Below are 22,225 nucleotides of genomic sequence, written 5' to 3'. Positions count from 1 at the left end.
GCGTAGCGCTACACGATACAAGCGCCGGTGTTGTCGTGCTTCGGCTCCGGTGTAGAACCCGCCACCAGGGAAGCCCAGATCATCGCAACCGCCGCTAGTTGGCTTATCGAACCCCCTTGCCACGGCGCGATGACCGAGGTCTCGACACGTTCGACCAACGAAAATCAACGTTTCCCTAGACGCTCACCTGACGCCCACCGCGCAGGGTGCGCATGAACGTGATCCTTTCGCCCTTGCGGCCCGAGATGCGGGCCCAGTCGTCGGGGTTGGTGGTGTTCGGCAGGTCTTCGTTCTCGGCGATCTCGTCGGCGCAGGCCGCGCGTAGATGCGCCAGGCTCACCCCGTCGGGGCCTCCGGCCAGCACCTGCTTGATCGCCGCCTTCTTGGCCCGTCCGACCACGTTGGCCAGCATCGCGCCCGAGCTGAAGTCCTTCACGAACAGCACCTCGCGGTCGCCCGAGGCGTAGGTCACCTCCAAGAACCGGTTCTCGTCAGTGTTCGCGTACAGCCCCCCGACCGTCGCCTCGATCAGCGCGCCGACCTCGGCCCCCGCAACCAGCGGCGTGTCACCGGTGAGGTACTTGCTCAGAATCTCGCGGGCCGCGGCCGCATCCGGACGGTCGAATTTGATCTTCACGTCGAGCCGTCCGGGCCGCAGGATCGCGGGGTCGATCAGGTCTTCGCGGTTGGTGGCGCCGATGATGATCACGTTGCTCAGCCGCTCGACGCCGTCGATCTCGCTCAGCAGTTGCGGCACCACGGTCGATTCCATGTCTGAGCTCACCCCAGAGCCGCGGGTGCGAAACAGTGAGTCCATCTCGTCGAAGAACACGATCACCGGACGGCCGTCGGCCGCGTGCTCGCGGGCGGTGGCGAAGATCACCCGAATCTGCCGCTCGGTCTCGCCGACATACTTGTTCAGCAGCTCGGGGCCTTTGATGTTCAGGAAGTGGCTGCCCACTCCCCCACCCACCTGCTGGGCCAGCGAGTTGGCCACTGCCTTGGCGATCATCGTCTTGCCACAGCCGGGCGGTCCGTACAGCAGCACCCCCTTGGGGGCCGGCAGTTGATAGCGGGCGAACAGATCGCGGTGCAGAAAGGGCAGCTCGACCGCGTCGCGAATCTGCTCGATCTGCCCGCCCAAGCCGCCGATGTCGGCGTAGTCGACGTCGGGCACGTCATCGAGCAGCAGGTCGTTGACGTCGGTGCGCTCCACCACGCGCAGCGCCAATCCAGCCCGGCGATCGGCGGCCACGCTCTGCCCGGCCTGCACGCCGGCCACGTCGGGACCGGCGGTCAGCAGGTGCTCGTCTTCGCCGCCACCGCCGACCAGCAGCCGTCCGCCCGGCAGCACGTCACGCACCACCAGCACGTCGAACTGGGTGGGCTCGGGGCCGGCGGCCACCAGCATCATGGCCTCGTTAAGCAGCACCGGCGCACCGGCGCGAAGCACCGGCTCACCCAGCCCATGCTCGCCCAGTTCGGGGGCCACGCTGACCCGCAACACCCGGCCGCCCACCGACACGTCCGCCTGCCCAGGCTCGGGAACCCCGAGCACGACAGCATGCGCCTGCGGCGGGTTCGAGAGGGCATCCAGTTGAGCCCGCAGCGCCAGTAGCGACTCGCGCGCCTCGCGCAGCGTCGCGTTCAGCTTCTCGTTCTGCTGCGCCAGCGAACGGGCATCGGCCCGGGCGTCGGCCAGCCGGCGCTCGGCGAGTTCGGCGGCCCGCCCGCGCGCCTCGGCACGAGCTTCGGCCGCGGCCAGCGAGTCGGGCTCGCTGCTCATTCCTTCGCCTCGGGCACCTCAACGCCGGGCGGACGCGGCCCGCTGTAGTCGGGACCATACGCCCCCGGTGCCGGACGCCGCCGGCGCAGCGGAGCGGTCACCCCCGGGGCCAGCCGACGGGTGAAGATCAAAAAGCCGGTATGCCCGGTGGTGCTGTGCCCGGGCCGAACCGCCAGCCCCTCGGCGTGCCACCCGCGCGAGGTCAGCTCGCTGGCCGCCGGCTCGGTGAACCCACCATGGGCCCGCAGCGTGTCCATGGTGCGGCCCAGTTGCGTGGCGGTGGCCACGTAGCAGCACAACATGCCGCCGGGCTGCAGCACCGCGGCCACCGCGTCGACACACTCCCAGGGGGCCAGCATGTCGAGGATCGCCCGGTCGACCGGTTCGGGCCCGATATCGGCGGCAAGGTCGCCGATGCGCACCTGCCAGGCCGGGTGCGGCCCCCCGAAGAAAGTCTCGACGTTCTTGCGGGCGACCGCTGCGAAATCGGCCCGCCGCTCATAGGAATACAGGCTCCCCGACGGCCCGATGGTGCGCAGCAGGTGCAGGCTGAGCGAGCCCGAACCGACCCCCGCCTCAAGCACCCGCGCGCCGGGAAAGATGTCGGTCTGCACCATGATCTGGGCGGCGTCCTTGGGGTAGATCACGGCCGCGCCGCGCGGCATGGTGACGGTGAACTCCTCCAGCAGCAGCCGGAACGCCACATAGCTCACGCCCCCGGCCGAGGTGACCACATTGCCGTCCGGCCCGCCGATCAGCGCGTCGTGGCTGATCGCCCCCTTGGTGGTGTGAAACGTGCCGCCGGGGGCCAGCACCACCGAGTGCCGGCGACCCTTGGGGTCGGTCAGGGTGACCCGCTCGCCGACCTGCAGCGGACCCGTCCGCACCCCGGTCAGCCCCGTTTCGTTCAACTCCGCCATCGTGCTCCCCACAACGCCAATTGCCACCCCGGCCCGAGGGCCTCGCCGACCAGTTCGACCCGGCTGGACAAAAACAACACCCCGTCGACCTCGGCGATCGGCACCACCGTGGCATCCGCCGCGGCCTGTTTCTGAATCTCTGACAACGCCGGCAGTTGCACCTCGTCCTTGCTCGAGGAACGGAAGCGTTCTTCCAGTTCCTCGAGCTTGCCGGCGCTGCCCGGCAACGGGTTCTTCAGGTAGTCCTGCAGCCAACCCAATGCGGTGTTCACCTGCGGGGCACTGTCGCGCAACTCCAGGTCGGCTGGCTCGCCCTCGGCCACCAGCCGCACGGTGATGCCCAGCCCGCTGTGCAGCCGATCGACCACCTGCCGGGCCAGATCTTCCATGCCGGGCGACGAGTCGGTGAACCTCACCGTGAGGGCACCTGCATGGTTGAGCTTGGGCAGCTTCGGGTCTCCACCCATGGCGAAGCTGTCGGTGTGGCCGTTGATCATGGAGGGAAGAATGGACGTGGCCGTGCGGTCGGCCTGCAGGGCGAGGGTGACAGCCCGTCGCAACGCGGCGTTCGACCGCTGCGCACTGCTCGGCAGCCAGACCAGCCGCTGCAGCACCGTCTTGAACAACCGCCAGCGATAGAAGTCCGGCTCCTGCCGCGTTGACTGCGCCTCGGCGATTTCCGCGGACAGCCGCTCAATGGCCGCCGGGCTGAGGGTGCGCCACACGATATCGGCCTGTTGGCCGACCAGGGCCTCTTCGGCCGTCGCCGAATCGGCCCAGTTGATCCTGATCTTCGGCATGTCGGTGTCGAGCGCACCCACGTAGCCGGCGAATTTGGTGATCGTCAGGCCGCGGTTGTCCCACGCTTCCAGTGCATAGGGGCCGCTGCCGATCGGTGCCTGGGTGACCGGACGCAGCTTGTCGGCGTCATAGGCCTCTTCGTCGACCACGGACGCCGCCGGCACGGCCAAGCCGTAACCGAACTGGTTGTCGGGGTACTTCAGCCGAAACCGCACCGTGTACGGGTCGGGGGTCTCGATCGTACGCAGGGCACCGAGCAACGACATCTGGCCGGGGGCGAGCCGCAGCGCCCGCAGCAGGCTGAACTTCACGTCCGAGCTGGTCAGCAGGTGCCCGTTGGAGAACTGGGCGTCTTTGGGCAGCGAACATTCGAACACGGTCGGGGCCGTGTACAGGCATTCCTTGGCCAGGTCGGGCTTGAGCAATTGGGTGCTGGGCTGCACCAGCATCAGCCGCTGAAACAGATCGAGCACCACCATCGAGTCGGAATCGTTGGTCACCCCGGCTGGGTCGGTGGTGGTCGCCGGCTGCACGGTCAGCACGGTGAACACCCGATCCGCGGTGGGCGTGGCCGTGCTGCCGGTGGGCAGCGGGTCGGGCGTACGAATGCAGCCGGCGGCCCCCACCACCGTCACGCAGGCTGTGGCCAACGCGATCAGGCTGCGGAGGAAGGGTGGCACGGACCCAAGGGTAGAGGTTTCGTCCACCGGGTGCCGACCGGGCCGGCCGGGGGCGCTCGCGTACAGTTGGCCGCGGGAACGCAGATCGTCGCCGGTCGAGCCTGCCGAAACCTCTGATATGCGCTGGCAAGGGGTTTCGACACGCTCAACCAGCGGGGCTTGGGTTGGTCGGCGCTTCCCCGTCTGACCCGGCCGAACGACGAAGGGAGGTGCCGGTGAGTTCCGATCTGCTGACCGCGCCCCGGCCCCACGCCGACCCGGCCGAGCTGCGTCCCGACGCCACCGCCGCATTGCGCGCAGCCCTGGCCACCCGGCTGCACTTTCTCGACGGCGCCATGGGCACGGTGATTCAACGCTTCGGGCTGCAAGAGGCCGACTACCGCGGCGCACGGTTCGCCGACTGGGGCCAAGACGTCAAGGGCAACAACGACCTGCTGTCGCTCACCCAGCCCGAGATCATCGCCTCGATCCACCGCGACTACCTGGCCGCCGGCGCCGACTTCATCGAAACCAACACCTTCAACGCCCAGCGCATCTCGCTGGCCGACTACGGTATGCAGAGCCTCGCCTACGAGTTCAACCTGGCCTCGGCCCGGCTGGCCCGAGCAGCATGCGACGCCGCCACCGCCGACGACCCGTCCCGGCCCCGCTACGTGATCGGGGCGCTCGGCCCGACCAGCAAGACGGCGTCCATCTCACCCGACGTTAACGACCCCGGCGCCCGCAACGTGCAGTTCGACGAACTCGTCGAGGCCTACCTGGAGCAGGCTGACGGGCTGGTCGACGGCGGCTCCGACCTGCTGCTGATCGAGACCATCTTCGACACCCTCAACGCCAAGGCGGCGATCTTCGCACTCGAGACCCTGTTCGAGCAGCGCGGACGCCGGTGGCCGGTGATCTTGTCGGGCACCATCACCGACGCCTCCGGACGCACCCTGTCGGGGCAGGTCACCGAAGCCTTCTACAACTCGATCCGGCACGCCAAGCCGATCGCGGTCGGGCTCAACTGTGCGCTCGGGGCGGCCGAGATGCGCCCCTATGTCGCCGAGTTGTCACGGGTGGCCGACTGTTTCGTCTCGTGCTACCCCAACGCCGGGCTGCCGAACGCGTTCGGCGAGTACGACCAGACCCCCGAAGAGATGGCGGCGATCGTCAGCGGGTTTGCCGCCGACGGCCTGGTGAACGTGCTCGGCGGCTGCTGCGGCACCACCCCCGAACACATCGCGGCCATCGTGGCCGCCGCCCGTGACTCGGCACCCCGGGTGCCGGCCGAGCCGGTGCCGGCGATGCGGCTGGCCGGGCTCGAGCCGCTGACGATCACCCCCGAGTCGCTGTTCGTCAACGTCGGCGAGCGCACCAACATCACCGGATCGGCACGGTTTCGGCGGCTGATCACCGAAGGCGACTACGGCACGGCGCTCGAGGTGGCGCGCCAGCAGGTCGAGAACGGCGCCCAGGTGATCGACGTCAACATGGACGAGGGCATGATCGACGGCGTCGCCGCCATGGACCGGTTCTGCAAGCTGATCAGCTCCGAGCCCGACATCTGCCGGGTGCCGGTGATGGTCGACTCGTCGAAGTGGCAGGTGATCGAGGCCGGGCTGCGCTGCCTGCAGGGCAAGCCGATCGTGAACTCGATCTCGATGAAATCGGGCATCGACGAGTTCATCGAGCAGGCCCGGCTGTGCCGCAAGTACGGTGCGGCGATCGTGGTGATGGCCTTCGACTCCGACGGCCAGGCCGACACCTTGCAGCGCCGGAAAGACGTCTGCGCGCAGGCGTACCGCATCTTGGTCGACGAGGTCGGCTTCCCGGCCGAAGACATCATCTTCGACCCCAACGTGTTCGCCATCGGCACCGGCATCGACGAGCACGCCAACTACGGCGTCGACTTCATCGAGGCCACTGGCTGGATCAGACAGAACCTGCCCGGCGCACAGATCTCGGGCGGCGTGTCGAACGTGTCGTTCTCGTTCCGCGGCAACAACCCGGTGCGCGAGGCGATCCACGCAGTATTTCTCTACCACGCCATCGCCGCCGGCATGAGCATGGGCATCGTCAATGCCGGCGCGCTGGTGGTCTACGACGAGATCGACCCACTGTTGCGCGAGCGCATCGAAGACGTGGTGCTGAACCGGCGCGCCGACGCCACCGAACGGCTACTCGAGATCGCCGCCGACTTCAACACCGCGGGACGTCCGGCCGAAGAGACCGTCGCCGAGTGGCGCTCGCTGCCGGTGCGCGAGCGCATCACGCACGCCCTGGTGAAGGGCATCGACGAGCACGTGGTGGCCGACACCGAAGAGCTGCGGGTCGAGCTGGCGGCGACCGGGGGACGTCCGCTCGACGTCATCGAAGGCCCGTTGATGAGCGGCATGGGCGTGGTCGGCGACCTGTTCGGCGCGGGCCGGATGTTTCTGCCGCAGGTGGTGAAGTCGGCCCGGGTGATGAAGAAGGCCGTCGCGCACCTGGTGCCGTTCATCGAGGCCGAGAAGAAGCCCGGCGAGGCGGCCTACAGCAACGGCAAGATCATCATGGCCACGGTCAAGGGCGACGTGCACGACATCGGCAAGAACATCGTCGGCGTGGTGTTGCAGTGCAACAACTACGAGGTGGTCGACCTTGGGGTGATGGTGCCGGCGCAGAAGATCCTGGCCGCCGCCGAGGCCGAGAACGCCGACATGATCGGGTTGTCGGGGCTGATCACGCCCTCGCTCGACGAGATGTCGAATTTCGCCGCCGAGCTACAGCGACTCGGGTTGACGCTGCCGTTGCTGATCGGCGGCGCCACCACCTCGCGGGCCCACACCGCGGTGAAGATCGCGCCGCGCTACGAAGGCCCGGTGGTGTGGGTGAAGGACGCCTCACGCTCGGTGCCCACCGCGGCCGCCCTGCTGTCGGACGAGAAGCGTCCGGGCTTCATGGCCGAGGTGTTTCGCGACTACGAATCGATTCGGGAACGGCACGCGGCCAAGCGCAACGACCGTCCGCTGCTCAGCTATGCCCAGGCGCTGGCCGAACGCACCCCGATCGACTGGACGGGCTACCAGCCGCCGCGGCCGGCCATGCTTGCGGTCGAACCGGTGCGCACGCTGGCGAACTACCCGCTGGAGGAGTTGCGGCGCTACATCGACTGGCAGCCGTTCTTCAACGCCTGGGAGCTGAAAGGCCGCTACCCCGACATTCTGAACAACCCGGCCTCGGGCGAGGCTGCGCGCAAGCTGTTCGGCGACGCACAGGTGATGCTCGACCGGGTGATCGACCAGGGCTGGCTGAGGGCCAACGGCGTGGTCGGATTCTTTCCCGCCTCGGCCGTCGACGACGAGCTCGAGGTGTACACCGACGAGACCCGTACTGAGGTGCGGCTGCGGCTGCAGCATCTACGGCAGCAGGGTCACCACCGCGACGGGGTGCCCAACCGCTCGCTGGCCGATTACGTGGCGCCGAAATCGTCGGGGCTGCCCGACTGGGTGGGTGGTTTCGCCGTGACCTCGGGGTTGGGCGCGGCCGAACGGGTAAGGGCTTTCAAGGAGTCGCTGGACGACTACAGCGCGATTCTGCTCGAATCGGTGGCCGATCGGCTGGCCGAGGCGTTCGCCGAGCGGCTGCACGAACTGGTCCGGCACGAGCTGTGGGGCTATGCGGCCGACGAGGCGCTCGACAACGAGGCGCTGATCGCCGAACGCTACCGCGGCATTCGCCCCGCCCCCGGTTACCCGGCCTGCCCCGACCACACCGAGAAGCTGGCCCTGTGGCAGTTGCTCGACGTGGAACGGCGCACCGGCATCGAGCTGACCGAGTCGATGGCGATGTGGCCGGGCGCGGCCGTCTCGGGCTGGTACTTCGCCCACCCCGAGAGCCGCTACTTCGTGGTGGGACGGCTGGCCCGCGACCAGGTCGAGAGCTATGCGACCCGCAAGGGCTGGAGCTTGGCCCAGGCCGAGAAGTGGCTGTCGCCGAACCTGGGCTACGACCCGGTCGACTGACCCTCGACGGTCGAGCCTCGCCCCCACCGCCGGTCGACCCCCACCACCGGTCGAGCCCGTCGAGACCCCCACCACCGGTCGAGCCCGTCGAGACCCCCACCACCGGTCGAGCCCGTCGAGACCCCCACCACCGGTCGAGCCCGTCGAGACCCCCACCACCGGTCGAGCCCGTCGAGACCCCCACTCGGAGCCACACCTACGAAACGCAGCGCCCGTGGCGCGGGCGAAGCACATCGCCCGGGCCCCGACCCGTCAACGCACTGATGATCGGGCACTCCACAAGGCTGTCCGCGACCATGAGTAGCATGGCCGGCATGGCAGAGGTGAAGCGGTTGAAGAACCTGCGCCGGCCGGCCGTGGTGGTCGCCTTCGGTGGCTGGAACGATGCCGGCGATGCGGCCAGTGGGGTGATCGACCACCTGGCGGCGCTGACCTCGGCCCGGCTCGCCTTCGCCCTCGACCCCGACGACTACTACGACTTTCAGGTCAACCGGCCCTCGTACACGATCACCTCGGGCGGCGAGCGCACCGTGCAGTGGCCCACCACCGAGGTGCTGGTGGCGCCGTTGCCACAGCGTGACCTGGTGCTGATCGGCGGCCCCGAGCCCAACTTCCACTGGCGCGGGTTCGCCTCGGCCCTGGTTTCGGCGATCCGGACGGTGAAGCCCGAGATCGTGGTGATGCTGGGCGCCATGCTCACCGACTCGCCGCATTCGCGGCCGGTGCCGGTGAATGGCACGGCCTCCACCCAGGCGCTGGCCGACCAGGTGGGTCTCGAGATGTCCAGCTACGAGGGGCCCACCGGCATGGTGGGGGTGCTGGCCTCCGACTGTGCGGTGGTCGGGCTGCCGACCGCCTCGCTGTGGGCGTCGGTGCCGCACTACGTGGCCGAGCCGCCCAACCCGAAAGCCACCCTGGCACTGCTCGACCGCCTGGAAGACCTGCTCGATACCCCGCTCGACCCGGGCGACCTGCCCGAGCAGGCTGCATCGTGGGAAAACCAGGTCAATGACCTGGCCTCCGAAGACAGTGAGATCTCCGCCTACATCAGTGCTCTCGAAGAGCGGCGCGACGAGAACCAGCCCGAGCCGCAGGGCGACGCGATCGCCGCCGAGATTCAGCGCTACCTGCGCCGGCGCAACCAGCCGCCCGGGCACCCCTCACGCTGACCGCTCGCCAGCCGAGAAGGCCAGGCAAGCTCTGACCTTCGTGGGTCGAGGTTGTCGCAAACCCCTAGTGAGAGCACTCTTTGAGGTCTCGACAAGCTCGACCAACGAAAAATCAGTGCTCCCCACGTGCTGCCCGGCAGACGTCCTCCGGGGGAAGGCGATGTCCGGGTGAATGCCCGGCAAGGCCGACGAGTGTCAATGGCCGGCCAGGGAGGCTTACCGGGTCGTGCGGCGATTGACAACAACGCCGCCGGACGCCGCCCTGGCGCGGAAAGACCCTCGAAAGACTTCCGTCGGGCAGCACCAGCCGACGCCCAGCCGTCGAGGACGCTCAGAAGCCTCCCCAAGCGGCGACCCGCGCCGACCAGTCGGCATCGACTCGCAGCGTGCGGCCGTCCAACCGGGTCACCGGGCAGACCCCGCGAATGGACGATGCCAGCCATACCCCGTCGGCCTCGAATAGGTCGGCCACCGGAATCAGCGCATGAGCCGTCGAAAAGCCCGCACCGGCCGCACGAGCGAAGACCTGCCGTGCGGTCACCGAGTCGAGAATGCCGGTGCCGCCGGTGGGGGTCGTGACCAGCCGCTCCCCCTGCCGTACGATCACCGCCGAGGTCGGCCCTTCGAGGGCATAGCCGTTGCTGCTGATGAACAGTGCATCGTCGTCGCCGGACGCCCCGGCGGCCCGCTTGGCGGCGGCGTTCACCGCGTACGACAGCAGCTTCACCCCACCCAGCAGCCAGGGGGCATCAGCGAACGCGTCGCTGGCATAGCCCCGGGGCAGCAGCCGCACGGCGATGCCCTGCCTGGCCCGCCGCATGACGTCCAGGTTCAACTCGGTGATGGTCAGAAAGCCGGTCGGTGCGCCGGGATCCGACTCGGGCCCACGGGTCAGCACCAGCTTCAGCACCGCCTCGGGGGCCGGCGGCCAGGCCGCCACCGCCTCGGCGATCAGCGAGCGCCAGGCATTCGCGTCGAAGGGCAGGCCCAACCTGTGTGCCGAGTGCTCGAAACGCTCCAGGTGTGCCTCGAGGTTCTCGATCACCGCGGGGCCGTCCGATGCCAGCACCCGCATGGCGTCGAAGCAACCGTCGCCCCTGACCAGCCCGACGTCGTCGGCGGTAGCGATCGGCGCTGTTGTCGGAACCACCCCGCGGCCCAGGACGGCGACCAACTGGCGGCTCACCGGCAGCACGCGGCGACGGCCTGCTCGCGCAGGGCCAGCACCATGGCGTCGGGGTTCTCGGCGCTGTACACGGCCGAGCCGGCCACGAACGTGTCGGCACCGGCCTCGGCACAGCGTTCGATGGTCTCCACCGAGACGCCGCCGTCGACCTGCAGCCAGATGTCGCCGCCGGTGCGTTCGATCAACTCGCGGGTGCGGCGAATTTCGGCAGCACCAGGTCGAGAAATTTCTGCCCACCGAAGCCGGGTTCGACGGTCATCAGCAGCACCATGTCGAGTTCGCCGAGCAGGTCGGCGTACGGCTCGATCGGGGTGGCCGGCTTGAGCGCCATGGACGCCCGGGCGCCCAGCGACCGCAGCTCGCGGGCAGTCTTGATCGGGGCGTCCGAGGCCTCGACGTGAAAGGTAACCGACTCGCAGCCGGCATCGGCGAAGGCCGGCGCCCAGCGGTCGACCTCGGCGATCATCAGGTGAATGTCGAGAAAGGCCGTCGTGCTCGACCTGATGCTCTCGACGACCGGTAGGCCGATGGTCAGGTTGGGCACGAAATGGTTGTCCATCACGTCGATGTGCACCCCGTCAGCGCTGGGAATGCGAGCAATCTCGCCGGTGAGATCGGCCAGGTCGGCGTTCAGGATGCTCGGAGTGATCCGCATCGTCATGGGCTCGACCCTATTGGGTCGCCTCGGTCTTGCGCAGCAGGGCCAGGAACATGGCGTCGGTGCCGTGCCGGTGCGGCCAGAGTTGCACGTAGTGCCCCCGGGCGGCGTCCGGCACCTCGGGCAGCGCCTCGGACGCGTCGAGCAGCTCAACGCCGGCGGCGGCCTCGACCACCTCGACGGTCTCGCGGTGGTGCGGCGAGCAGGTGACGTAGGCGATCAGGCCACCCGGCCGGGCCGAGGCAATGGCGGTGGCGAGCAGGGCGCGCTGCAGGGGCACCAGGTCGTCCAGGTCGGACGGTTGGCGGCGCCATCGCGATTCCGGACGCCGGCGCAGTGCCCCGAGCCCGGAGCAGGGGGCGTCAAGCATGACCCGGGCGAAGGCGTTGGCGGGCCAAGCGGGGCGGGTGCCGTCGGCGGCGATGACCAGCGGCGTCGGGTCTGGGTAGGCGTGCAGCGCCCGGGCGACGAGCGCGGCCCGGTGCGGCTGCAGTTCGGAGGCCAGCAGCGCGGTGTGCTGCCGGCGGGCCAGACCGGCGAGCAGCGCAGCCTTGCCGCCCGGGCCGGCGCACAGGTCGAGCCAGGGGCCAAACGGCGCGTCGGGCCGGCTGAGCGCCCACGCGACTAGCTGCGAACCTTCGTCCTGCACCCCGGCGCGGCCCTGGTGGACGGCGGCGATCTCGGCGGGGTTGCCGCTGGCGAGCGCGCCGAACGGTGACCAGCGCAGCGGCGTTCCGCCCAGTTCGGCGACCTCGGCCAGGTCCGGGCGGACCACCAGGTGCGGGCTTGGCGGGGCGTTGTCGGCCGCCAGCAGCGCCGGCAGTTCAGCGGCGGGCAGTACTTCGCCGAAGGCGTCGATGATCCATTGCGGGTGGCGGGCGATCAACGCCTCGGCGTCGTCTCGTTCGGCTCGCAGCCGCTCGGCCCAGCCGTCGGCGTCCAGGGCGGCGATCTTGCGCAGAATGGCGTTGACCACGCCGGTGACCCGTTGCGAGACCGCGGTGCGGGCCAGATTGACGGTGGCGGCGACGGCAGCGTGGCTGGGCACCCGCAGCTCGAGCAACTGGTGTGCCCCCAGCCTCAGCAGGTCGACCACGGCGGGCTGCAGGGTGGTCAGCGGCCGGCCACCGGCAAGGGAGATGATCGCGTCGTAATAACCCAGGGAGCGGCAGGTGCCGGCCACGAGTTCGGTGGCGAAGCCGGCGTCTCGGTGCGACAGCCCGGCTGTGTGCTCGGCCAGCACCAGGTTTGCGTAAGCACCCTCGGCGGTCACCGCTCGCAGTGCCCGGAAGGCCGCCAACCGCGCGGGATCACCTGTTCGCCGGTCGAGCTTGTCGACACCCCGGACACCCCCATCCACACCCCGCCGGTCGAGCTTGTCGAGGCCCGGCCCGACGTGCCCGCGGTTGCCGGGCATACTCCCGCGCCGCCGCCGTCCGCTCACTCGAACGACCCGGGGTCGGCACCCAGTCCACGGCCCCAGTCGGCAGCCGCCATCACCTTCTTGCCCGCGGGCTGCACCTGGAGCAGTTCGAGAACCCCGCGGGCGGTGCCGACATGCACACTGCGCTTGTCGACCGCGAGCACGCCAGGAGTCAGCACGGTGCCCGCATGGGCACGAGCCAGCCAGAGCTTGACCCGCTCGCCGCGGTGGGTGGTCCAGGCCACCGGCGAGGGGTTGCAGGCCCGGATCTGCCGGTCGATCGTCCTGGCAGACCCGGCCCAGTCGACCCGGGCGTCGTCGACGGTCAGCTTCGGGGCCAGCGTGATGCCGGTCTCCCCTTGTGCCGTTGCGACGGCAGTGCCGTCCGCCAGGTGGTCCAGCACCTCGACCAGCAGGTCGGCGCCACGGTGGGCGAGCCGGGTGAGCACCGCCCCGGCGGTCTCGGAGTCGCCTAGTGCGGACGCCTCCCGCAGGTAGACCGGGCCGGCGTCCAGAGCAGGCACCAGGTCGAAGATCGTGATGCCGGTGTCGGCGTCGCCGGCCAGCAGGGCGCGCTGCACCGGGGCGGCACCTCGCCAGGCCGGCAGCAACGAGAAATGCACGTTTACCCAGCCGTGCGATGGAATGGCCAGCACTTCGGACGGAATCAACGCCCCGTAGGCGACCACCGGGCAGACGTCGGGTTGAAGGGTGCGCAGCCGCTCGGCGAAGTCGGGGTCACGGGGCCGTTGCGGCTTCAGCGTCTCGATGCCGTGCTTCGCCGCCCAGTCCGCCACGGGGCTGGGCACCAGTCGCTTGCTGCGGCCCTGCGCCGCATCGGGCCTGGTCACGACGGCGATCAACTCGTGACCCGACGCAGCGATCGCGGCCAGGGCGGGCAGGGCAACCTCGGGGGTTCCGGCAAACACGACACGCACCGGGTCAGCCTAGTAGTGTGTCGTGTCTAAATATTTGGGTATAGGTGTCGGAGTTTGATGCGGGCGTCGTTTGTCGTGAACTGCCAGTCGACTTGCCGTTGGTCGTCGTTGGTCGCTTTCTGCCAGGCGGCGAGTTCGGCGTTGAGGACGTCGAGGTCGTCGATGCGGCGGGTGAGGCATTGCCGGCTGAGGGCGGACAGCTCGATCTCGGCGATGTTGAGCCAGGAGCCGTGCTTGGGTGTGTAGTGGATCTCGAGCCGTTCGGCGAGAGCGCGGGCCTTCGCGGGCTCGAACGCCTCGTAGAGCGAGCCGAGGGTATGGGTGTTGAGGTTGTCCATGACGAGGACGACGCGTTTGGCGTCGGGGTAGTCCATGGTCAGTAGCCGGTCCACGCCCGCGGCCCAGTCGATCCGGGTCCGCCGCGGCTTCGCGTCGACGTGGCGGTGTCCGGCGAGCGGCTCGACCCAGACGAAGATCGAGCAGGTGCCGTGACGGACGTACTCCGAGTCCTCTTTGAGATCGTGGCCGGGGCGCGCCGGGATCGGGTCACGAGCGTGGCCGAGCAGCTGGTACGGCTTCTCGTCCATGCACACCACCGGCACTGCCGGGTCGAAGGGCCGGTGGTAGACCTCCAGAACATCCTCCATCCGCGCCACGAACTCGGCGTTGGCTTTCGGCGGGATCGTCCAGCACTTCTTTAAGTGAGGACGAAGCCCCCCTTTTTCAGGGCCCGCCCAATCGTGGAGTGATCCAGAGGCGGCAGCCCGTCGGTAAGGGCCACGTGTTTCTCCAGCAGCCGCAACGACCACCGGTCGAACCCCTCCGGCGGTCTCGTGCACGCCAGCGCGATCACCCGCGCCTCGACATCCCCGGTCACCTTCGGTGGCACCGGCGGCGTGACCCGTTTGCGACGGCGAATCACCTCATCGGCATCCCCACCGGACTCGACGAACCGCTTCGCGATCAAATACACCGTCTGCTCGGACACCCCGACACGCTCCGCGACAACCCGCCGACCCGGCACGACCCTCGCGTTCTCATCCAGCTCAAGCAGAACCCTCGCCCGCGCAATCATCCGCGCCGGATGCGTCCCCCGCGACACGACCCTCGTCAACTTCACACGATCCTCAGCCGTCAACGCGACGACATGATCCTTCAGCCTGGGCACGATACGACTCCTCCCGATCAAGCATCAATCAGGACAAGCCAATCCCACCCATTACCAAACCATTAGGAGCGACACTCCACTAGTGCTGCCTGACGCAAGCCTCTCCAGGACTTTCGATGCCGGGGTTGCTGATCCGGTTCTGCACGAGGCGAATGGTGCGCCAAATCGGGCGCTCAAGGTGGTGCCCGATCTGGCCCGCTGTTCGTGGCGTCCCACTGACGCCCAAACCAAGCCCGTGACAAGCGTTCATCGAGGCTGCTTCGAGAAAAGAGCCTGTCCGGCCAGATGAGCGGAAACCACCAAAAGGCGCAGGCCTAGCGGTCATCCAGCACACGAGCCCGAGGCCCCCAATTATTTGGCCAAGTCCGCCGGGTGCACCCCAGCCGGAGCGTGATTGATCAGCGCCTTCCCAGGGAAGTCCTGATCAACGCACCCACCGCTGGTTGAGCTTGTCGAAACCCGAGTCAGAGCACTCTGTCCGAGGTTTCGACAAGCTCGACCAACGAAAATCAGCGTTCCCCTCACTCCGGGCTCTCACAGCACCGCCGGGTCGACCCGCACCCGCAGCGAGCCCTCCTCCTTGTGCGCGGCGCGCCGAACCTGGACGTGCTTGGCCGCCCCGACCAGCGCCGCGCCGGCACTGATCGGCACCCGCAGCATCGCGCGGACGGAGTCCTCGCCCGCCGGCACCGGGCCGAGCGGCGCCGCCCCGGTTTCGGTCGTGATCACCTGCACGGCCTCGTCGACCGCCCCCGCCATGCCCTCGAGGATGATCAACCGGGTCGCCGGAGGAAAGCCGGCTTCAGCCCGGTCAGCCAGCTCGCGCTCGGCGAAGCCGACCGGGTCGAGCCGCACCAGGGCCTGCACCGTCCGGGCCGACGCCTCCCCCACCACCATCACCGTGCCGTCGTCGGAGGCCCCGCGCACCAGTGCCACGGCGGACAGCCAGCGGCGCAGTGCCTCTTCGCCGGCCCGCAGGTCGGCCCGGGCCAGCAGCATCTCGGCGTCGAGCAGCACCGCCGCCGCATACCCGCCCACGGCGACCGGTTCGACCCCGGGGGTGGCCAGCACCAGCGCCGGCTCATCGGAGACCGAAGCCACCGGATGGTCGCCCGATGACTGCACCACCAGGGTGTTCGGAAACGCCCGGCCCAACTCTTCGGCCGTTCGCACCACGCCGACCCGCGGCGCGCGCAGCTCGGCCGACCCGCAATCGCCGCAGTGCCACGATTCGGGGTGCCCGCCGCACAGCCGGCAGACCGGCGCCGCACCCCGCTCGGTGCGCTCCCCCGCCAGCGGGTGGCCACAGTGGGGGCAGCGGGCGACGCTGCGGCAGCGGGCACAGGCCAGCGCCGCCAGATACCCGGCCCGGGGCACTTGCACTAGCACCGGCCCTGCCGCCAAACCGGCCCGAATAGCCGTGAAAACCTCGTGCGGCAAGCGGGAATGCGCCGCCGGGTCGCGACCTGCCACCGGGCTCGCATCGTTGCTGACCCGCACCACCGGGCACTCCTCGCGGCGTGCCGCCAGCGGCGCCGCGACCGCGGTGAGCCACCCCCGTTCGACCATCGCCTGGGTCTCGGTGCTGCGCCCGTAGCCGACGTACAACAGCCCGCAGTGCTGCACCGTCGCCCGCAGCCCCGCCACCACCCGAGCGTGCGGGTAGGGGGCCCGCGGCTCGGCCCACGAGTCGTCGCCGTCGTCGTACATCGCCACCAGCCCCAGGTCGGCCACCGGAGCGAACGCGGCCGCCCGGGTGCCGAGCACCAGCCGGACGCCACCCCGCGCCGCCGCCAGAAACGCCCGATAACGCGCCGCCGGACCCTTCTCGGCGGTCAGGGTAACGAAGCTGCCCCGGCCAAACACCTCCACGCAACGGGCCTCCAGCCGGACCAGGTCGGCGGCGTCTGGCACCAGCAACAGCACCCCACGGCCACCCCCGAGCGTGGCGGATGCCGCCTCGACCAACGCGCCCACCCAGTCGCCCACGGGACGAGCCACCGGAGCCAGCGTCAGTGCCGCGCGCGGGGCACGTCCGTCACCGAGCGCGGCCAACAATTGCGCGCCGTGCGGATAGCGCGCCACGCACCGGGACGACTCCCCCGCAAGGGGCACCGGGGCCGGGTGTTTGATCAGATCGGCCTTCTCGGTGATGCCGTGCCGGGGCGGAACAGCCAGCCGGACCACATCGGCGAAGGTGCCCGCGTAGTGGTCGGCGACCGCACGCACCAACGCCACGATCTCGGGCTTGAGCACCGGCTCGGACGACGTCACCTTGAGCAGCGGCGCCAGCTCACGGTCGACCTGCGACGAGTTCGCGACCTCGATCACGAAGCCGTCACGCTGCCGACCGGCGAAGCGGACCTTCACCCGGCACCCGGGCACCACCTCGGCCGCCAGCGCCTCGGGAATGACGTAGTCAAAAGGACGATCCAGATGCGGCAGCGGCATATCCACCACCACCCGCGCAACCTTCGGCTCACCCACGCCCCCGATGCTAGAGCCCCGCACTGACACCCCCCGCCCCCCCTTCCCCCTCCCCCCTTCCCCCCCCCCTCGTGCCGAAAGCGACACCCCTCGGACGTCCCCCACGACCACGTCTCCGTGATTCAGCTTCGTTTACTCGGTTTGAACCACGGAAAGGACACCGAAACACGGAATTGTGCCCCCGGAGGGGGATGGGAGGGAGGAGGAGGAGGAGGGGATGGGAGTCGTCCGGCTTGGGGGCGGTGACGAGGAAGCGGCGGAACCCCGAAGGGTTCCGCCGCTGGGAGTTGTTACCGAGTGGTCAGCTCACTTGATGCTGACGGCGGCACCGGCGGCCTCCAGGGCCTCCTTCGCCTTCGCCGCAGCCTCGCGGGTGACCTTCTCCAGCACCGCCTTGGGGGCGGCCTCGACCAGGTCCTTGGCCTCCTTGAGGCCCAGGCTGGTGAGCGCGCGCACCTCCTTGATGACCTGGATCTTCTTGTCACCGGCCGACTCGAGGATCACGTCGACCTCGTTGCTGACCTCTTCTTCTTCGGCAGCCTCGCCTGCACCGCTGCCGGCGGGACCGGCCGCGGCGACCGCGACCGGAGCGGCTGCGGTGACACCGAAGGTGTCTTCAAACTGCTTCACGAACTCGGACAGCTCGATCAGCGTCATCTCCTTGAACGCCTCGAGGAGGTCGTCAGTGCTGAGCTTCGCCATGATGGTTTCCTTTCTTTACTTCGATGCAGCGTCAGCCGCGTCTTCGGTGGCCTCCGCAGCGGGTGCTGCATCGGTTGCCGGGGTGGCCCCGGCCTGCTTCTGGTCGGTGAGCGCGGCCAGGACGCGAGCGGCCTGGCTGAGCGGGGCGGCGAACAGGCCGGCGGCCTTCGCCAGGTTGCCGTTCATGGCGCCCGCGAGCTTGGCGAGCAGAACCTCGCGCGACTCGAGGTCGGCCAGCTTCTTGACCCCGTCGGCGTCAAGGACGCGACCGTCCATGACGCCACCCTTGATGACCAGATGCGGGTTCGCCTTCGCGAAGTCACGCAGTCCCTTGGCGACGGTTGCAACGTCACCCGAGATGAAGGCGATCGCGGTCGGGCCGGCGAGCTGCTGCTCAAGGCCCTCGAGGCCCGCCTCGCGGGCGGCGATCGTCGTCAAGGTGTTCTTCGCGACGGCGTAGGTGGCGTTCTCTCCCAGAGACCTGCGCAGTTCTTGCAGGCTCTTCACTGAGAGACCGCGGTACTCGGTCAGTACGGCGGCAGCCGCGTTGGTGAAGCTGTCCTTCAGCTCCGCCACGGCTGCGGCCTTGTCATCCCTCGCCATGAGTCTCCTTCCCACTTCCGTCGATGCCTCGGACATGGAAAAACCCCGGCGCGCAGGGCTATCCGGGGCGAACTCTGACGAGCTGTTCAGGAATACCTGCGCGGGCGATCGTTGATCCTTAGGACATCGAGTGATGTCACCAGCGGTCTTCGGCTCCTCCTATCGTAAGACACGGCGTTCGGAGCGACCAAATCGTCGGGAGTCGGACGTGCACGGCGACAGGCCGGCCAGCCCCGGTCCCAGCGCTCGCCCGAGGGAAGAGTCGGCCTCCACCGGCGGGCCGGCCTCGTGCTTGTCTGCCATCACATCGTCTGGGAGAGTCTGCGAATGAGCAGAATTCGGGTTCGGGACTACACCGAGGCCGATGCCGCGCCGACCCTGAAGGTGTTCCGCGACGCGGTGATGATCACCGGGTCCCTGCGCTACACGACCGAGCAGATCGTGGCGTGGGCGGGGCCAGCGGAGGAGGACCGTCCGGGCTGGCACGCGCGACGGGCGTCGACGGCGACGATCGTGGCCGTGGTTGATGACCAGGTGGTCGGGTTCTCCGACGTCGACTCCAAGGGATACATCGACATGCTGTTCGTCGCGCCGGAATCCGGACGCCGCGGCGTGGCAAGTCGGCTCGTCGATGAGATCGAGGCCCGGGCGCGAGCGGCCGGACTCGGAGCGCTCACGGTCAGCGCCAGCCTGCTGTTGCGTCCGCTGCTCGAGCGCCGCGGCTTCGTCGTCGAGGCCCAGTTGGCTCCGGAGATCGGCTCGGTGACCCTGGTTAGCTTCGCCATGCGCAAGACCCTCTGACCTGACCAGATTCCGCGCCGTCGTCCCCACACGCTCGCCGAACTATCGGGGCTCGCTGAATTCGGCCGCCCAGATAGTTCGGCAAGGGTTGGGCCAACATGACGGCTGGTCGGGGACGCGAAACGGCCCGGCACCCCGTGGGGATACCGGGCCGCGGCCGGCGAATCGTGAAGCCGGTTGGCTCAGACCTCGGCGGGCTTGACCTTGGTCGGGTCGATGCTGACGCCGGGGCTCATCGTGGACGACACGGTGACCTTCTTCAGGTACCGGCCCTTGGACGAGGACGGCTTGAGCCGCAGCACCTCGTCCAGAGCGGCGAAGTAGTTCTGGGTGAGCTGCTCGGGGCTGAACGAAGCCTTGCCGACCACGAAGCACAGGTTGGCGTGCCGGTCGACGCGGAACTCGATCTTGCCGCCCTTGATGTCGCTGACGGCTTTGGCGACGTCCATGGTGACCGTTCCGGTCTTGGGGTTCGGCATCAGGCCGCGGGGGCCGAGCACCCGGCCCAGCCGTCCGACCTTACCCATCATGTCGGGCGTGGCCACGACGGCATCGAAGTCGAGGTAGCCGCCGGTGATCTTCTCGATCAGTTCGTCGGCGCCCACTTCGTCGGCGCCGGCCGCCAGGGCGTCCGCGGCCTTCTCGCCGGTGGCGAAGACGAGGACCCTTGCCGTCTTGCCGGTGCCGTTGGGAAGGTTCACGGTGCCGCGGACCATCTGGTCCGCCTTGCGCGGGTCGACGCCCAGGCGCATGGCTACCTCGACGGTCTCGTCGAATTTTGCGCTGGCGTTGTTCTTGACGAGCCCGAGCGCCTCTTCGGCGCTGTAGAGCTGATTCGGGTCGCGGGCTTCAGCCGCGGCCCGGTAGGCCTTGCTTCGCTTCATTCTGGTCTCCTTATGAGTCCGGCCTCGTATGGCCGGGTTGCCAGGTGCGGTACGGACCGACGTCCTGCCGCTGGGTGGTGTGTCTTCAGTTGTGTTCCGAGGTCTCGACAAGCTCGACCAACGCGGTGCAGGTCTCGACACGCTCGACCAACGCGGTGCAGGTCTCGACCGGCGGGGTGATTCAGCCCTCGACGGTGATGCCCATGGAGCGGGCGGTGCCCTCGACGATCTTGGCGGCGGCCTCAAGGTCGTTGGCGTTGAGGTCGGGCAGCTTGGTGGTGGCGATCTCGCGCACCTGGGCGGCGGTGATCTTGCCCACCTTGTCGGTGTGCGGACGAGCCGAGCCGCTCTTGATGCCGGCCGCCTTCTTGATCAACTCGGCAGCCGGCGGCGTCTTGGTGATGAACGTGAACGTGCGGTCTTCGTAGATGGTGATCTCGACCGGCACGATCGTGCCGCGCATGGCTTCGGTCTCTGCGTTGTACCGCTTGCAGAACTCCATGATGTTGACGCCGTGCGGGCCGAGCGCGGTGCCCACCGGCGGAGCCGGAGTGGCCGCACCCGCGTTGAGGGCGACCTTGACGATCGCCGATACCTTCTTCTTGGGAGGCATGGTTGGTTGGGTCCTTACTGGTTGTGTTTCTGAATCGCGAACTAGACCTTGGCGATCTGGTTGAACGTCAGGTCGACCGGGGTCTCACGACCCAGAATCTCCACCAGGGCCTTGAGCCGCTGGCTGTTCGCGTTGATCTCGGTGATGGTGGCGTGCACGCCGGAGAAGGGTCCGTTGACGACCATCACAGAGTCGCCCACCTTGAAGTCGGCGACCTCGACCTTGCGGGTGCGCCGCTTCGGTCCGTTGCTGGCGGCGGCGGCCGCAGCCAGTGCGGCCGGGGCCAACTGGTCTTCGACCTCTTGCAGCGACAGCGGCACCGGGGCGTTGGCATGCGCCACGAAGCCGGTGACCGACGGGGTGTGCCGCACCGCCGACCAGGACTCGTCGGTGAGATCCATGCGCACCAGCACGTAGCCGGGCATGCGGGTGCGGGTGACAGTCTTGCGGGTGCCGTTGCGGGTCTCGACGACCTCTTCAGTGGGTACCACCGACTCGAAGATCAGTTCCTCCATACCGAGGGTCTTCACCCGCGAGTCGAGGTTCTGCTTCACCCGGTTCTCCATGCCCGAGTAGGTGTGAATGACGTACCAGTCGCCCAGTTGGGTGCGCAGCTTCTCCCGCAGTTCGGCGAGCACCGCCTCGTCGCCGGCGTCTTCGTCGGACTCGTCCTCGGCGGCCGGCTCGGGCTCGCTCAGGTCGATCGTCAGGCCGTCGTCCGGCTCGTCGGTGTCGGCGCCGAAGCCCAGGTCGACCTCGAAGTCGTCGGAGGACGCGGGCGCGTCGGCCGGACCGAGATCGATCTCGAACTCGGTTTCGTTGCTCGTGGCATGCGTATCAGACACAGTTACTTCTCTCGTATTGACTTCGGTCAGCCCAAGATCTTCAGCAGGCCCCAGCCGAAGAGCAGGTCGAGGGCGAGGACGTAGGCGATCACCAGCAGCACGAACACCAGCACTACGACGAAGTACTGGCGCAACTGGCTGGCCGTCGGCCAGACCACCTTGCGCAACTCGCCGACCGATTCGCGCACGAACGAGACCGGAGTGGTGCGCTTACGCGTGGCCCGCGCACCGCCGGCGCGCCGCTTGGGGGTGGCGTGGTCCTTTTTGGTCGGCGCCTCGTCGCTCGCCGCCGCCTTGCGGACGGGACGGCTGCTCGCCGCCGCCTTGGCTACCTCGCGCGCGTGATCCTGGGCAGCCGGAACGCCGTTGTCGCCGTCGGCATTGTCCTTCTCCTGCGCCACAGATAGTCCTTCACACTCGGTTGGTCCAGCAGGGCAAGAGGGACTTGAACCCCCAACCTGCGGTTTTGGAGACCGCTGCTCTGCCAATTGAGCTATTGCCCTTCGTGGTGATCCCCACCCCGGCCGTCCCCGTCGCCTCGTGAGCATTATGGGCATGGCCGATCAGGGGTGGAC

The 22,225-nt window shown here is 68.8% G+C and carries 17 protein-coding genes, 1 tRNA gene and 2 pseudogenes; 3 read left to right on the top strand and 17 right to left on the bottom strand.

Annotated elements, in window-relative coordinates:
* Positions 1-175: 175 nt before the first annotated feature.
* The 3 genes and pseudogenes from arc to QM721_RS06190 all read right to left on the bottom strand — a co-directional run bounded on the left by arc (position 176) and on the right by QM721_RS06190 (position 4,187).
* The gene (gene arc / locus QM721_RS06200) at positions 176-1,786 is read right to left on the bottom strand and encodes a proteasome ATPase (RefSeq protein ID WP_415120010.1); all 1,611 of its coding nucleotides are present in this window, start codon (positions 1,784-1,786) and stop codon (positions 176-178) included.
* Positions 1,783-2,658: pseudogene (locus tag QM721_RS06195) on the bottom strand (tRNA (adenine-N1)-methyltransferase); the annotation flags it as partial. The pseudogene QM721_RS06195 and the gene arc, both read right to left, overlap by 4 nt.
* Before the next feature lie 35 nt (positions 2,659-2,693).
* On the bottom strand, positions 2,694-4,187 hold the full coding sequence (locus tag QM721_RS06190; protein WP_415120008.1) for an ABC transporter substrate-binding protein: 1,494 nt from the start codon (positions 4,185-4,187) through the stop codon (positions 2,694-2,696).
* A 266-nt stretch (positions 4,188-4,453) separates the two neighbouring features.
* Here QM721_RS06190 and metH point away from each other — a divergent pair, with 266 nt between their 5' ends.
* Together metH and QM721_RS06180 are read left to right on the top strand one after the other, a co-directional pair.
* On the top strand, positions 4,454-8,173 hold the full coding sequence (gene metH, locus QM721_RS06185) for a methionine synthase (RefSeq protein ID WP_415120137.1): 3,720 nt from the start codon (positions 4,454-4,456) through the stop codon (positions 8,171-8,173).
* Between the two features lie 314 nt (positions 8,174-8,487).
* Positions 8,488-9,342, top strand: a complete 855-nt coding sequence (locus QM721_RS06180; RefSeq protein ID WP_415120006.1) for a PAC2 family protein — start codon at positions 8,488-8,490, stop codon at positions 9,340-9,342.
* 331 nt (positions 9,343-9,673) lie between these two features.
* Here QM721_RS06180 and QM721_RS06175 read toward each other — a convergent pair whose 3' ends face one another.
* From QM721_RS06175 to rplJ, 9 genes and pseudogenes are all read right to left on the bottom strand, one after another.
* Positions 9,674-10,528, bottom strand: a complete 855-nt coding sequence (locus QM721_RS06175) for an aminodeoxychorismate lyase (protein WP_415120004.1) — start codon at positions 10,526-10,528, stop codon at positions 9,674-9,676.
* A pseudogene (gene rpe / locus QM721_RS06170) lies at positions 10,525-11,189 on the bottom strand (ribulose-phosphate 3-epimerase). Before rpe ends, QM721_RS06175 begins: the two are co-directional and overlap by 4 nt.
* A 10-nt stretch (positions 11,190-11,199) precedes the next feature.
* Entirely contained in the window at positions 11,200-12,630 is a 1,431-nt protein-coding gene (locus QM721_RS06165) for an RsmB/NOP family class I SAM-dependent RNA methyltransferase (RefSeq protein ID WP_415120002.1), read from the bottom strand.
* A complete protein-coding gene (fmt, locus tag QM721_RS06160; protein WP_415120000.1) occupies positions 12,627-13,547 on the bottom strand; it encodes a methionyl-tRNA formyltransferase in 921 nt (306 codons plus the stop codon). The genes QM721_RS06165 and fmt overlap by 4 nt, the downstream gene beginning before the upstream one ends.
* 26 nt (positions 13,548-13,573) lie before the next feature.
* A complete protein-coding gene (locus tag QM721_RS06155) occupies positions 13,574-14,203 on the bottom strand; it encodes an IS630 family transposase (protein WP_415117916.1) in 630 nt (209 codons plus the stop codon).
* 41 nt (positions 14,204-14,244) lie between these two features.
* The gene (locus tag QM721_RS06150; RefSeq protein ID WP_415117914.1) at positions 14,245-14,535 is read right to left on the bottom strand and encodes a helix-turn-helix domain-containing protein; all 291 of its coding nucleotides are present in this window, start codon (positions 14,533-14,535) and stop codon (positions 14,245-14,247) included.
* A 714-nt stretch (positions 14,536-15,249) separates the two neighbouring features.
* A complete protein-coding gene (locus tag QM721_RS06145; RefSeq protein WP_415119998.1) occupies positions 15,250-17,202 on the bottom strand; it encodes a primosomal protein N' in 1,953 nt (650 codons plus the stop codon).
* A gap of 306 nt (positions 17,203-17,508) precedes the next feature.
* Positions 17,509-17,904 carry a 50S ribosomal protein L7/L12 gene (gene rplL / locus QM721_RS06140; RefSeq protein WP_415119996.1) on the bottom strand — a complete coding sequence of 132 codons (396 nt, stop codon included), beginning with the start codon at positions 17,902-17,904 and terminating at the stop codon, positions 17,509-17,511.
* Positions 17,905-17,919: 15 nt separating this feature from the next.
* Complete coding sequence (rplJ, locus tag QM721_RS06135) at positions 17,920-18,507, bottom strand: 50S ribosomal protein L10 (protein ID WP_415119994.1); 588 nt, start codon at positions 18,505-18,507, stop codon at positions 17,920-17,922.
* A 327-nt stretch (positions 18,508-18,834) separates the two neighbouring features.
* On the opposite strand from rplJ, the gene QM721_RS06130 reads away from it, so the two are divergent.
* Positions 18,835-19,308 carry a GNAT family N-acetyltransferase gene (locus tag QM721_RS06130; RefSeq protein ID WP_415119992.1) on the top strand — a complete coding sequence of 158 codons (474 nt, stop codon included), beginning with the start codon at positions 18,835-18,837 and terminating at the stop codon, positions 19,306-19,308.
* A gap of 182 nt (positions 19,309-19,490) precedes the next feature.
* Here the strand turns inward: QM721_RS06130 and rplA are convergent, their stop codons facing one another.
* The 5 genes from rplA to QM721_RS06105 form a co-directional block, all read right to left on the bottom strand.
* Complete coding sequence (rplA, locus tag QM721_RS06125) at positions 19,491-20,192, bottom strand: 50S ribosomal protein L1 (protein ID WP_415119990.1); 702 nt, start codon at positions 20,190-20,192, stop codon at positions 19,491-19,493.
* A gap of 181 nt (positions 20,193-20,373) precedes the next feature.
* Positions 20,374-20,805 (bottom strand): 50S ribosomal protein L11, encoded by a 432-nt coding sequence (gene rplK, locus QM721_RS06120; RefSeq protein WP_415119988.1) that lies wholly within the window; start codon positions 20,803-20,805, stop codon positions 20,374-20,376.
* 41 nt (positions 20,806-20,846) lie between these two features.
* Complete coding sequence (gene nusG / locus QM721_RS06115) at positions 20,847-21,650, bottom strand: transcription termination/antitermination protein NusG (RefSeq protein WP_415119986.1); 804 nt, start codon at positions 21,648-21,650, stop codon at positions 20,847-20,849.
* A gap of 26 nt (positions 21,651-21,676) precedes the next feature.
* Positions 21,677-22,051: a preprotein translocase subunit SecE gene (secE, locus tag QM721_RS06110; protein ID WP_415119984.1), complete on the bottom strand. Its 375-nt coding sequence runs from the start codon at positions 22,049-22,051 to the stop codon at positions 21,677-21,679.
* A 29-nt stretch (positions 22,052-22,080) separates the two neighbouring features.
* A tRNA-Trp gene (locus QM721_RS06105) sits at positions 22,081-22,153 on the bottom strand.
* Between the last annotated feature and the right edge of the window lie 72 nt (positions 22,154-22,225).

This window comes from Micropruina sp. (genome assembly GCF_047602085.1).
In the GTDB taxonomy this organism is placed as follows: Bacteria; Actinomycetota; Actinomycetes; order Propionibacteriales; family Propionibacteriaceae; genus Micropruina.
This window is presented reverse-complemented; position numbering and strand designations above follow the sequence as displayed.